This window comes from uncultured Winogradskyella sp. (genome assembly GCF_947501905.1).
Classification (GTDB): domain Bacteria; phylum Bacteroidota; class Bacteroidia; order Flavobacteriales; family Flavobacteriaceae; genus Winogradskyella.
On the sequence record NZ_CANMXL010000002.1, the window covers coordinates 238,046 to 251,301 of the forward strand.

Annotated in this window: 13 protein-coding genes; 11 read left to right on the forward strand and 2 right to left on the reverse strand. The window is 33.0% G+C overall.

Features of this window, described 5'->3' with window-relative positions; all coding sequences use genetic code 11:
* On the forward strand, nt 1-1,953 hold the full coding sequence (locus tag Q0770_RS04740) for an alpha/beta fold hydrolase (protein ID WP_299114534.1): 1,953 nt from the start codon (nt 1-3) through the stop codon (nt 1,951-1,953).
* Between the two features lie 66 nt (nt 1,954-2,019).
* Here the strand turns inward: Q0770_RS04740 and Q0770_RS04745 are convergent, their stop codons facing one another.
* Nucleotides 2,020-2,697 (reverse strand): Crp/Fnr family transcriptional regulator, encoded by a 678-nt coding sequence (locus Q0770_RS04745; RefSeq protein WP_299114535.1) that lies wholly within the window; start codon nt 2,695-2,697, stop codon nt 2,020-2,022.
* Nucleotides 2,698-2,808: 111 nt separating this feature from the next.
* On the opposite strand from Q0770_RS04745, the gene Q0770_RS04750 reads away from it, so the two are divergent.
* The 9 genes from Q0770_RS04750 to Q0770_RS04790 all read left to right on the forward strand — a co-directional run bounded on the left by Q0770_RS04750 (nt 2,809) and on the right by Q0770_RS04790 (nt 12,330).
* Nucleotides 2,809-5,184 carry a heavy metal translocating P-type ATPase metal-binding domain-containing protein gene (locus Q0770_RS04750; protein ID WP_299114536.1) on the forward strand — a complete coding sequence of 792 codons (2,376 nt, stop codon included), beginning with the start codon at nt 2,809-2,811 and terminating at the stop codon, nt 5,182-5,184.
* Between the two features lie 81 nt (nt 5,185-5,265).
* The gene (gene ccoS, locus Q0770_RS04755) at nt 5,266-5,430 is read left to right on the forward strand and encodes a cbb3-type cytochrome oxidase assembly protein CcoS (RefSeq protein ID WP_299114537.1); all 165 of its coding nucleotides are present in this window, start codon (nt 5,266-5,268) and stop codon (nt 5,428-5,430) included.
* Nucleotides 5,431-5,459: 29 nt separating this feature from the next.
* The gene (gene ccoN / locus Q0770_RS04760; RefSeq protein ID WP_299114538.1) at nt 5,460-7,652 is read left to right on the forward strand and encodes a cytochrome-c oxidase, cbb3-type subunit I; all 2,193 of its coding nucleotides are present in this window, start codon (nt 5,460-5,462) and stop codon (nt 7,650-7,652) included.
* A gap of 6 nt (nt 7,653-7,658) precedes the next feature.
* Complete coding sequence (locus Q0770_RS04765) at nt 7,659-7,844, forward strand: cytochrome C oxidase subunit IV (protein WP_073085916.1); 186 nt, start codon at nt 7,659-7,661, stop codon at nt 7,842-7,844.
* Entirely contained in the window at nt 7,841-8,809 is a 969-nt protein-coding gene (locus Q0770_RS04770; protein ID WP_299114577.1) for a cbb3-type cytochrome c oxidase N-terminal domain-containing protein, read from the forward strand. The genes Q0770_RS04765 and Q0770_RS04770 overlap by 4 nt, the downstream gene beginning before the upstream one ends.
* Nucleotides 8,810-8,838: 29 nt before the next feature.
* Nucleotides 8,839-10,263 (forward strand): cytochrome c oxidase accessory protein CcoG, encoded by a 1,425-nt coding sequence (gene ccoG, locus Q0770_RS04775; RefSeq protein WP_299114579.1) that lies wholly within the window; start codon nt 8,839-8,841, stop codon nt 10,261-10,263.
* An 11-nt stretch (nt 10,264-10,274) separates the two neighbouring features.
* Nucleotides 10,275-10,721 (forward strand): FixH family protein, encoded by a 447-nt coding sequence (locus tag Q0770_RS04780; RefSeq protein WP_299114581.1) that lies wholly within the window; start codon nt 10,275-10,277, stop codon nt 10,719-10,721.
* Nucleotides 10,722-10,723: 2 nt separating this feature from the next.
* Complete coding sequence (locus tag Q0770_RS04785) at nt 10,724-11,425, forward strand: sulfite exporter TauE/SafE family protein (protein ID WP_299114583.1); 702 nt, start codon at nt 10,724-10,726, stop codon at nt 11,423-11,425.
* Between the two features lie 77 nt (nt 11,426-11,502).
* A complete protein-coding gene (locus Q0770_RS04790) occupies nt 11,503-12,330 on the forward strand; it encodes a universal stress protein (RefSeq protein WP_299114585.1) in 828 nt (275 codons plus the stop codon).
* A 15-nt stretch (nt 12,331-12,345) separates the two neighbouring features.
* Here the strand turns inward: Q0770_RS04790 and Q0770_RS04795 are convergent, their stop codons facing one another.
* Nucleotides 12,346-12,738: a hypothetical protein gene (locus Q0770_RS04795; RefSeq protein WP_299114587.1), complete on the reverse strand. Its 393-nt coding sequence runs from the start codon at nt 12,736-12,738 to the stop codon at nt 12,346-12,348.
* A 120-nt stretch (nt 12,739-12,858) separates the two neighbouring features.
* Between Q0770_RS04795 and Q0770_RS04800 the strand changes: the two genes are divergently transcribed.
* Nucleotides 12,859-13,221: a hypothetical protein gene (locus Q0770_RS04800; RefSeq protein WP_299114589.1), complete on the forward strand. Its 363-nt coding sequence runs from the start codon at nt 12,859-12,861 to the stop codon at nt 13,219-13,221.
* The last annotated feature ends 35 nt before the right edge of the window (nt 13,222-13,256 follow it).

Here is a 13,256-nt window from a genome sequence, read left to right on the forward strand (position 1 = left end):
ATGAAAACAAAATTTTTAGGATTTTGTATTGCTGTTTTTCTATTTTCTTGTAAAGAAGATGCAAAAAAATCTGACATAGCTAAAAAGGAAGTCAAGCAATACACTATTGAACAATTTATGGATAACGAAGCCATTGGTGGCGGTAGTTTTTCGTACGACAACTCACAATTACTAGTCTCTAGTAATCGTTCGGGAATTTACAATGTCTATACTGTATCTGCAGAAGGTGGAGAAATGACTGCTATTACAGCATCTGATAGTACATCGATTTTTGCTGATGCCTTTTTTCCTGAAGATAATAGAATGCTATTAAATGCCGACGGAAATGGTGATGAAATAGACCATTTATTTGTTAGAGATCTAGAAGGAAACATTAAAGACATTACACCCGAAAAAGGTGCAAAATCAAGTTTTTATGGATGGTCCGATGACAATAAAAGTCTTTATTATGGCTCGAACAAAAGGGATCCGAGATTTTTTGATGTTTATAAAATGAATTTGGAAGACTATTCGTCTGAAATGATTTATCAAAACAATGATAACCTCTCATTCTCGGGTATGTCTAATGACGAAAATTACTTTGCACTTTCAAAAAGTTTAAATACAAATGATAGTGACTTATTCATCTACGACTCAAAAACTGGTGAGAAAACAAAAATTAATGAAAATCAAAGTGGTAATTCGGCTCAAGATTTTTCAAAAGACAATAATACCTTTTATTATACAACAGATGATGGTGGTGAATTTTCGTATCTGATGTCATATAATTTTGAAACTAAAGAGCGAAAAAAAGTTGTAGAAAAAGACTGGGACGTTAGTGGTGCAGGTTTTACAAAGAATGGAAAATACATGGTCGTTTATGTTAATGAAGACGGCAAAAATGCTATTGAAGTTTTAGATACTAAAACAAGTACTCTAATTGATTTACCAGATTTTGAAGGAAAAAGTATTACTAGCGTCGGTTTTAGCAGTGACGAGAGTTGGATGCGTATGTATGTTGGTGGTTCTAATTCGCCTTCAGATTTATATACTTACAATTTTGAAACTAAAAAACAACACCGAATTAGTGATGTATTAAATAAGGATATCAATGCAGAAGATTTGGTTACTGCAAAAGTAGTGCGATACAAATCTTTTGATGGTGTTGAGATTCCAGCTATTTATTATTTACCTCATCAAGCATCAGCAGAAAACAAAGTGCCTGCTATGGTATGGGTACATGGTGGCCCTGGCGGGCAAACACGTCAAAACTTCAGTTCTTTAATCCAGTATATGGTTAATCATGGTTATGCGGTTTTAGCTGTCAATAATCGTGGTAGTAGTGGTTATGGAAAAACATTCTACCAAATGGATAACAAAAACCATGGTGAAAAAGATTTGCAAGACTGTGTTGAAGGCAAAAATTGGCTTGCTGAACAAGCAGAGATTGATGGAGATAGAATAGGAATTATAGGTGGTTCTTATGGTGGTTATATGACTATGGCAGCGTTGACGTATACACCCGAAGAGTTTGATGTAGGTGTTAACCTTTTTGGAGTTACAAATTGGATGCGTACTTTAAAAAGTATTCCGCCATATTGGGAATCTTTTAGAGAATCTTTATACGATGAGTTAGGCGACCCTTTTTCGGCAGATTCTGTACGTTTAAAACGTATTTCGCCATTATTCCATACAGATAAGGTTACAAAACCTCTAATTGTATTACAAGGTGCTCAAGACCCTAGAGTTTTACAAGTTGAGTCTGATGAAATTGTTGCAGGTGTTAGAAAGAATAATGTACCTGTAGAATATGTTTTATTTGAAGATGAAGGTCATGGGTTTATTAAAAAAGAAAATCAGATTGAAGCTAATGAACGCATCGTACAGTTTTTAGATAAGTATCTTAAAAAGGATGGTGCTCCTAAAGACGGACAAGAACCTGTTAATGAAAAAATTGAAGCTGAAACAGATTAAAAAAATATTGTATTAAAAAAGCAGAGCCGATAATTACTTATCGGCTCTTTTTATTAACTACAACTGCTACTCTATCAATTTAAGCGCATTATAGTTTTCAATCTTTATGTGCTTTCCTGATGTACTAATAATATTTTCTTTCTTAAATAGAGATAAGATACGTATAGCAGATTCTGTTGCTGTCCCAACAATACTAGCATAATCTTCTCTTGATAGTACAATTGAAAGGTAGCCTTGCTCATCAACACCAAAAGTATCATGATTATATATTAAGGTTTCTGCCATTCTTTGTTTTACAGGTTTTTGCGCCATATTGACTAATGCATCATCTGAACCTTTTAAATCTTCAGCCATTTCTCTCAATACATCCATTGTGAATTTTGGATTCTTGGACAAATCATTCATTATTTCACGTTTTGGGATAAAACACATTTCCATATCATTGAGTGCTACTGCACTCAGATTAGTTTTCTGTTCAGTCACCAATGAGCGCTTCCCTAAAAGACCTCCTTTAATAACCAATTTAACAACTTGATCTTTACCGTTTTCACTCAACTTAGATAATTTACAAACGCCATCTCTAACACAATACACACCATTAAGTGTTTCTCCTTCTTCAAAAATCACTTGTCCTTTTTTATAGAACTTACCTGTTTTACATGCAGAGACACGCATCAATTCTTCTCTAGTTAAAGATTTTAGAGTATTAAACTCTTTAATGATACACGACTCACACTTACTCATCTGGGTTGTTTTTGGCAGTATCTCAAAGATACAAAGAACATGACAAATATCATATTTTAAAACCTATCGAAACACCAACTTTGTTCTAGGTATAAAATGAGCAAATAAAAGATGGAAGACAATACTTGTTTTCATTGTGGTGATTATTGTGATAAAAAAAACATAGATTTTCAAGGAAGAAAGTTTTGCTGTAATGGCTGTAAGACTGTTTTTGAAATTTTCAATGAAAATGATTTAATCTGTTATTACGATTTACAAAATGCTCCTGGAGCTATACCAGAAGGAGTTGAAGGTAAATACGACTTCCTCTCTCAAGAAAACATAATAGAAAGACTTACGGAATATAGAGGTGATTCTATCGAAATCGCAACGCTTTTCATCCCACACATACACTGTAGTTCCTGTATTTGGATATTAGAAAACCTCAACAAACTTAATTCAAGCATATCTGTCTCTCAAGTAAATTTTGGAAAAAAAACAGTTCGCGTAACATATAAAAATCAAGAAACAGACTTAAAATCAATAGTGATATTACTAAGTACAATCGGTTATGAACCATATATAAGCTTGGACGATTTTAAATCTGACAAGGAGTATATCAATCGCTCAATTATATATAAATTAGGTGTTGCAGGATTTGGTTTTGGGAATATTATGTTTCTCTCATTTCCTGAGTATTTTGAAGTACATGAGTATTGGTTAGAGCAATATAAACACCTCTTTAGATGGTTAATGTTTGGCTTATCGCTTCCGGTTGTTTTCTATTCTGCTCAAGACTATTTTATTTCAGCTTATAAAGGGCTTCGAGCAAGAATTCTAAATATAGATATCCCAATAGCTTTGGGTATTTCAGTGCTATTTATTAGAAGTACTATTGAAATTGCTTTTGATATAGGCTCTGGTTTTTTTGATAGCCTAGCTGGCTTAGTTTTCTTCTTATTAGTTGGCAAATTTTTTCAGCAAAAAACCTATGCTTTTTTATCATTCGAGCGTGATTACAAGTCTTATTTTCCGATTGCAGTTACCAAAATAGACAAGAATAATGAAGAAACTAATATTCAAGTATATGACATAAAAAAAGGCGACAGAATTATTATTAGAAATGAAGAACTTATACCTGTTGATGGAATTATAATAAATGGTAGAGCAAAAATAGATTACAGTTTTGTTACAGGCGAATCTCAGACGGTTACAAAGCAATCTGGCGACAAGCTTTTTGCAGGCGGAAAACAAACCTCTGGCGTCATAGAAATTGAAGTTCTTAAGTCTGTTGAGCAAAGCTACTTAACCCAATTATGGAGTAATGATGTTTTCAACAAAAACAAAGAAGAAGATTTTAAAAGCATTACTAATTCTATAAGTAAGCATTTCACAATAACAATTTTGGGGATAGCTCTTATATCAACAATTTATTGGTTATTTATTGACCCAAATAAATCCTTAAATGTTTTTACTGCAGTATTAATTATTGCTTGTCCATGTGCAATAGCACTATCAGCCCCTTTTACTTTTGGTAACTTATTACGAATATTCGGTAAGCTAAAATTTTATATTAAAAATGCTAGTGTCATAGAGCAATTGGCACAAATAAATACTGTTATTTTTGATAAGACAGGTACAATAACTTCAAATAAAACAAGCTCTGCAGAATATAATGGTAAAACCTTATCGGATAAAGAATCTCTTATTTTAAAAAACTCGCTTCGAGGTTCTAATCACCCGCTAAGCAGAACACTTTATAATATTTTAGATGAGCACCATATTATTACTCTTGATAAGTTTGAAGAGCACATTGGTAAAGGCATTGAAGTGACGCATGATGACATCAATCTAAAAATTGGCTCAGCCAGTTTTGTTGGTAATATACAGGACACTTCTGTATTAAACACTACTGTATGCATAAGTAATAATAATAAGTACAAAGGTAAATTTACATTTTATAATAGTTACCGAAAAGGAGTTTCAAAACTATTTAATCAACTAAAAAAGCATTACGATTTAGTGATTCTTTCTGGTGATAATGAAGGTGAATTTAAAAACCTTAAAAAGTTATTACCATCTAGGACAAAACTCATATTTAATCAAAAACCTCAAGACAAGCTAGAATACATAAAACATCATCAAAGCGAAGGCTCAAAAGTATTAATGATTGGTGATGGACTAAATGATGCTGGTGCTTTGATGCAAAGCAATGTTGGGTTAGTCATCTCTGAAGACATCAATGTCTTCTCTCCTGCTTGTGATGGCATTTTAGATGCTTCCAAATTCAAACAATTATATCACTACATAAGAGCTTCAAAATCGGCTATAAAAATTATAAAATGGAGTTTTGTGCTCTCCTTCATTTATAACATAATAGGTTTATACTTTGCAGTTACAGGTCAATTAGAGCCTGTTGTAGCGGCAGTTTTAATGCCTCTGAGCTCTATAAGCATTGTAGTATTTACAACAGTTGCTACAAATATTTTAGGAAGACGATTAAAGTGATAAAAAATAACCCAACATGATAAATATCATGTTTTAAAAAAAGGTTCAACTGTATTTTTGAACCATAACTTCAAATTAGGTATGAGTGTTATATACATTTTATTGGCAGTAAGTATTATAGTTGCTATTGTATTTTTTGCAGTCTTTGTTTTTGCTGTAAAATCAGGACAATATGATGATAATTATACACCTTCTATTCGTATGCTTTTTGAAGACGAATTGGTAAAGTCAAAAAAAGAAAAATAACTCAACTAAATAAATCAATTACACTAACTATGGAAATTCAACAATTCTATTACGATAACAAAATCGTTAAAAAATTCCTTTATGCAACCATACTTTGGGGAGTTGTTGGGATGCTAGTGGGGCTCATACTAGCATTTATGTTTTTATTCCCAAACATGACAGATGGTATATCATGGTTAAGCTTTGGTAGGCTTAGACCACTACATACTAACGCTGTAATATTTGCCTTTGTAGGTAATGCCATTTTTGCGGGTGTTTACTATTCCTTACAGCGTCTCTTAAAAGCGAGAATGTTTAGTGACATGCTAAGTAACTTTAATTTCTGGGCATGGCAATTACTTATTGTTGGCGCAGCAATTACATTACCATTAGGTTATACAACTTCAAAAGAGTATGCCGAATTGGAATGGCCTTTTGACATTGCTATTGCTTTAATCTGGGTAGCATTTGGTGTTAACATGATTGGAACCATTCTTAAACGCCGTCAGAGGCATTTGTATGTTGCTATTTGGTTTTACTTAGCCACTTTTGTAACAGTTGCTGTACTACATATTTTTAATAGTTTAGAATTACCTGTTAGTGGTCTAAAAAGTTACTCTGTATATGCTGGTGTACAAGATGCCTTGGTACAATGGTGGTACGGGCATAATGCAGTCGCATTTTTCTTAACGACTCCTTTCTTAGGCTTAATGTATTATTTTGTACCAAAAGCAGCTAACAGACCTGTTTATTCTTATCGTTTATCTATAGTCCATTTTTGGTCACTGATTTTTATCTATATATGGGCTGGACCTCATCACTTATTATACACTGCTTTACCAGAATGGGCGCAACACTTGGGTGTAGCTTTTTCAATAATGTTAATTGCACCTTCTTGGGGTGGTATGATAAATGGTTTATTAACCCTTCGTGGTGCTTGGGATAAAGTTCGTACAGATCCAGTTCTTAAATTTATGGTTGTAGCCATTACGGGATATGGCATGGCAACTTTTGAAGGTCCAATGCTATCATTAAAAAATGTAAATGCAATTGCTCATTACACAGACTGGATTATTGCTCACGTACATGTAGGAGCTTTAGCATGGAACGGCTTCTTGGCATTTGGCATGATTTATTGGCTAATTCCAAGAATATTTAAAACAAAACTATTCTCTAATGGATTGGCTAACCTTCACTTTTGGATAGGAACACTTGGCATCATTCTTTATGCTTTGCCTATGTATGTTGCTGGGTTTGCTCAAGCAAGTATGTGGAAACAATTTAATCCTGATGGCACTCTGGTTTATGGAAACTTCTTAGAAACTGTTACTGAGATTATACCAATGTATTGGATGCGAGCTATAGGTGGAACACTATATATAATAGGTATGCTCATTCTAGTGTATAATGTAATAATGACCGTAGTTAAGTCTAAAAACAAAGTCACTGATGAATTAGCTGAAGCACCTGCTTTGCAACGCGTATCTAAAAAACGAGTAATCGGAGAAGGTTGGCACACATGGTTAGAACGCAAACCCGTTATGCTTACCATATATGCTACTGTAGCTATTTTAATTGGTGGTATAGTACAAATCATTCCAACTATAGTTGTAAAATCTAATATTCCTACTATAAGCAGTGTAGAACCCTATACTCCACTTGAATTAGAAGGTAGAGATATATACATACGAGAGGGTTGTGTTGGCTGCCACTCTCAAATGATTAGACCATTTAGAAGTGAGGTAGAACGCTATGGAGAATATTCTAAAGCAGGTGAGTATGTCTATGACCACCCATTCCTTTGGGGAAGTAAACGTACTGGACCCGATTTACATCGAGTTGGAGGAAAATATACAGATAGTTGGCACCTGAGTCACTTATACGATCCACAAGCCATGAACGAAAAATCTATTATGCCAAGATACCAATGGTTGATTAGAGATGAGCTAGACAAGTCCATGACCGAAAATAAAATGGAAGTAATGGTGAGTCTTGGCGTCCCTTATACAGATGAAGATATTGCAAATGCGCAACAATCTATGCTAGAACAAGGTGCACAAATAGAGAAAAACCTATACGATGACCCTGACTTTGTCAAAAGTTACGAAGCAGATAAGGCAGCTTCTGGAACTGATTTTATAGAAATGAAAAATCGCGAAATCGTTGCAATTATAGCTTACTTACAGCGCTTGGGGACTGATATAAAAGTGAAAGAAATCTTAGAAGAAACCGTTCAAAACTAAAAAGCCATGCTAAAATTTGTAAAAGGACATATGGAAAGTATCACAGGTATAGAAATATATCCATTGATATCACTACTTATATTTTTCATCTTTTTTGTGACCCTCTTTTACTGGGTGTTTACAGCCAAAAAAGAATATATCAACACCGTGAGTAATTTGCCATTAGACAACCAAAACGATACAGAATCATGAGAAAGTTAATCCCATCATACATAAGAGTCCCGTTAATATTCTTTATCATAGCTGGACTCACCGAATATTTTTTAGACTCAGGAGACCAGCCTGCATTTATGGAAAACCCTGTGGTAATGGTATTTCTATTACTTGTACTATTAATACTCATCGCTATTGAGGGTATTGTTGGTGCAATGGAAAATTTACTCTACCAAAGTTTAGACGAAGAAGGAAGAGCACGTTACGATTCAAAACAAGCTGAACCATCTAAGCTAATATTATGGATTAAAAACGCTTACAAAAAACTTCTAGGTACAAAACCGATTGAAGAAGAAGGCGAAATCATCCTAGACCATAATTACGATGGTATAAAAGAATTAGATAACAATCTTCCACCATGGTGGGTATATAGCTTTTATATCACTATAATTTTTGGAGTTATATATATGATACGCTATCATGTATTTAATGCAGATGACCAGTTTGCTGAATATGAAATCGAATATGCAGAAGCGCAACGTGCTATCGAAGAATACAAAAAGAATGCAAAAGATTTGGTAGACTTTAATACGGTAGAATTGTTAACAGATGCCTCAGACTTAAAAGCTGGAGAAAATATTTTTGTAGCCAAATGTGCTGTTTGCCACAAAGCAGACGGTGGTGGCGGTATTGGACCAAACTTAACTGATGAGTATTGGATACTTGGTGGTGGTATTAAAAATATTTTCAAAACCATTTCTGAAGGCGGACGCTCAGGTAAAGGTATGGTATCATGGAAAAAAGAAGGTTTAAAACCTTCAGAGATAGCACAGGTAGCCAGTTATATATTACAATTCCAAGGCACAACACCAGCAGACCCTAAAGCTGCCGAAGGCGAAATCTGGGTAGATGAGTCTGCTCCTGAAGAAAATACAGATAAAGAAGAAGCAACAACAACTGAAGATACAGAAGCTATCGAAGTTGTAGAAGCTACAGAAAACTAATAAAATAAGTCACCAGTAGCGTAAACAAAATGGAAACTCCATCAAACGAAGTCTTTAGAGATTCTATTGGTACCATTAATGAAGATGGTAAACGCAATTGGATATTCCCAAAAAAGCCATCTGGTCCTTTTTGGGAAAAGCGCAAATTAGTTAGTTATTTTTTGTTAGCATTTTTAATTGCTGCACCGTTTGTAAAGATTAATGGCAATCAGTTTTTAATGTTTAATGTTCTGGAGCGTCGTTTCAATATATTTGGTTTTCCGTTTTGGCCGCAAGATTTTCATTTGTTCGTTATATCAATGATAATTCTTGTAATCTTTATTACACTGTTTACTGTAGGATTTGGTCGTATTTTTTGCGGTTGGATTTGCCCACAAACCATCTTTATGGAAATGGTATTTAGGCGCATAGAATTTTGGATTGATGGCGACAGAAACAAACAACGTAAACTCGCAAAACAAAAATGGAATGCAGAAAAGGTTAGAAAACGTGTCTTAAAGTGGTTTATCTTTTTAGTGATTTCGTTTTTAATTGCTAATGTATTCTTAGCCTATTTAATAAGTGGAGATAAACTCCTGAGATATGTAATAGATGGTCCTTTTAAGCATCTAGGGACGCTTATACCTTTAATAATCTTTACTGGAGTATTCTATTTTGTATTTGCCTGGTTTAGAGAGCAAGTCTGCATTATTGCTTGTCCTTATGGTCGATTACAAGGTGTACTCTTAGATACAAAATCTGTTGTAGTTGCTTATGACCACAAAAGAGGCGAAAGCGAAAATGGACGAAAATCTTTCCGAAAAAATGAAGACAGACAAGCCCTTGGACATGGCGATTGTATAGATTGTATGCAATGTGTACATGTTTGCCCTACTGGTATAGATATTAGAAACGGCACACAATTAGAATGTGTTAACTGTACAGCATGTATAGACGAGTGCGATATTATAATGGAAAAAATAAGTCTTCCCAAAGGTTTAATTCGTTATGCGAGTGAAGAAAACATAGAAAACAAAACCAAGTTTAAACTCACAGCGCGTATGAAAGGTTACATTGCTGTATTAACTATTTTAACAGGTATTTTAATTGGAATGCTTGCCTTACGTAATGATATTGAAGCCAATATACTTAGGTTACCAGGACAACTCTATGAGCAAAAAAGCGAAACAATAATTAGTAACGTTTACACTTATAAATTAGTAAATAAAACTTCTGAAGACATCGAAAACATAAGTTTTAAAATTAGAAATATGAAAGGTGAAGTGAATCTTGTTTCTAACTCAGATAATTTAGTTCTAAAAGCGCAAGATATTGCGGAAGGCACCTTATTTATTGAACTCAATAAACAAGATTTATCTGGAGATAAAAATAAATTGACAATTGATATTTATAGCGACAATAAACTTATTGAAACCACAAGCATCGGTTTTTTAGGACCTAGAAGCTATAATTAAATATACAAAAGATGAAAATAAATTGGGGAACAGCTATAGTAATAGCATTTGTAGGGTTTATATCCTTTATCATGTATTTTGTTGTAAGCATGAGCACTAATGATAAGTATAATCACGATTTAGTGACGGATGATTATTACCAACAGGAGCTTAAGTATCAAGAAGATATTGATAAGGTAGAAAATGCCAAAAAACTATCAGAAAACATTAGCTGGAAAAAAACTGAGAAAGGTATTGTTTTAACCTTCCCTAAAGATTTAAGCATAAAAGATATTAAAGGAAAAGTGTTCCTATATAGGCCATCTAATAAACAACTAGATTTTGAGATACCTATCTCATTATCTATTCACAACTTGCTCATACCTGACAATCGTTTATTAGATGGTCGCTGGAACATAACTATAGATTGGTCATACAAGACTAACGAATTCATGTATAAAAACGAATTTAATTACTAAAAATGTTAACAACGGCTTTTATACTGGGACTTTTAGGTAGTTTACACTGTGTAGGCATGTGTGGTCCTATTGCTTTTATGTTACCTGTAGACCGTTCTAATTCTTTTAAAAAAATAACCCAAATTGTCATTTATCATTTTGGACGTTTATTGGCTTACAGTATAATAGGTTTAGTTTTTGGTATTGTTGGCAAGAGTCTTTACATCTTTGGTTTTCAGCAACAACTATCTATTGGTATTGGTATTTTAATGATTGCATTAGTATTAATACCTTATAAAACCATTGGTAAATATAACCTGTCTAAGCCATTGAACAAGCTCCTCTCAAAATTAAGATCTAATCTAGCTCAGGCTTTAAAGAAGAAAACTGCAGACACCTTTCTCTCCATTGGTTTTCTTAATGGGTTTTTACCTTGTGGTTTAGTATATATGGCGATTTTTGGCGCCATTGCTACTGGCAGTTTGCTCCAAGGGAGTTTTTACATGGTTTTATTTGGGCTAGGAACAATTCCTTTAATGACCTCAGCAATTTATATTGGTAAGTTTCTAAACTATACCATAAAACAAAAAATTCAAAAAGCAATCCCTGTATTAGTTATTATTATTGGAGCTTTATTTATTGCGCGTGGTTTAGGTCTTGATATACCATATATATCTCCCGCCCCAATCATTGAGCCTGTGTTAGGTAATATTAATTGTCATTAGAATACTCTAACTGACCTTTATCATATTCTGCATGTGGAATTATTAATAACTTTAAAGTAGAACCAATTCTATTTATCATGAAAAATGTACTATTACTAACTGACTTTTCGGATAGTTCTATAAATGCTATAAACTATGCCATGCATTTTTTTAAATCAGAAAAATGCACGTTCTATATAATGCATGTTCATAAATCTGGGTCCTTTACTAGTGATGATTTTATTTTAAGCGATTCTAAAACTAGCATTCATGATATTATTGCAAGTAAACCTAAAGCGAAGTTGGTCAACTTAATAAAAGTACTAGAGAAAGACTTTAATAATACTAAGCACAATTTTGAAACAATCATTGATTTTGACAACTTTATTGACGCTGTAAATCATATCATAAAATCTAAACATATTGAGATTGTTATTTTGGGTAGCAATGGTAAAACTGGAGCCAAAGAAATTATTTTTGGCAGTAATACGCTAAACATAATTAGTAATGTAAATTGTACAACGCTAGTCATACCTGAAGACTATACACATAAAACCCCTAAAGAAATATTACTCCCAATAGATGAAAAAGACAATTTGCATGGCAAAGCACTATTAAGCTTAAATTCTTTTATTAAAAAACACAAACTCAATCTAAGTGTATTAAGAATTAATCCTCAAAAGAAGCATAAAAATTTTGGCTTCTATGATCAATCAAATCTTTCGAATATATATTATACCTATTTTGAAGTAAACGAAGTCCCTGTGCATTATGCTACAAGTTGCTTTATACAGATAAAAGGTATTGATATGACTATCCTCTTAGCTTACAAAGACACCTTTTTTGAGCGGTTGTTTTATGGTTCTAAAGCTTCGAAAATAAGGAGCTCATTAAAAACACATCTTTTAATACTGCATAATGACTAAATAACACTTATCCTTTTAGTTGTTATAAAATTCAGCAACCCATTGAATAAGCTGATTTCTAGTCATACTATCTGTTGTTTCAACAGCTACAACTCTATCGCTTAAATCTTTATAATTTTCATCCAACTCTTTTTTAAATTTATGCTTAATTTCTGCTGGTCCAAAAATCACTAAAGTCGCATTAGTTTTAATAAAATCTACTATGCTAGCAAAGTATTTCTTAAGCTGCTGTTTATTTCTCTCTAAATATTTACTGTCTTGAACTACATCTTGAGGACCTCCTTTAAACCGAGTTCCTGAACCGCCTTTAGGATGAAAATGTTCAATATTGGAAGGCACCTCCTTTATATGTTTATTTGCAATTATATAAGCGATATTTCCATCTAACCAAATTCCTATATTTTCCATAATAATTAAGTTTAATCTACTCTATAAATCTATAAGAATATTACATCAATCGATATGATATAAGTCATTGTTTTGTAATAAAACAAGCTCTAATTTTAAATACATAATTATCTAGAAATTATGGACTTATATAAAAACATCGGTAAGTTATTTTATGCCATTTCAGCTTCGGACAAGGTTATTAAAACCATTGAGTTTAAGGCATTAAAAAAAAGCTTAGATACACAATGGCGTAATGATTATACCAAAGCTCAGATAAACGCTATCATCGATTCTTTTTTATTTCTAAAAGACTGTTATGCCTCTCCAAATATTTGCTTTAATGAATTTTCAAAATACAAGGAAGAACATGAATGGCTGTTTACCACGAAATTAAAAAACTTAATTTTTAATACTTCATGCTCAATTGCTTCAAGTTTTGCTTCAAAAAATAAGTCTGAACTAATTTTGTTAGCAAAGCTAGGTTTACTATTTAAAAAGTAATTGTCTAAAAAAATAAAACTCTTCCATTTAGATAT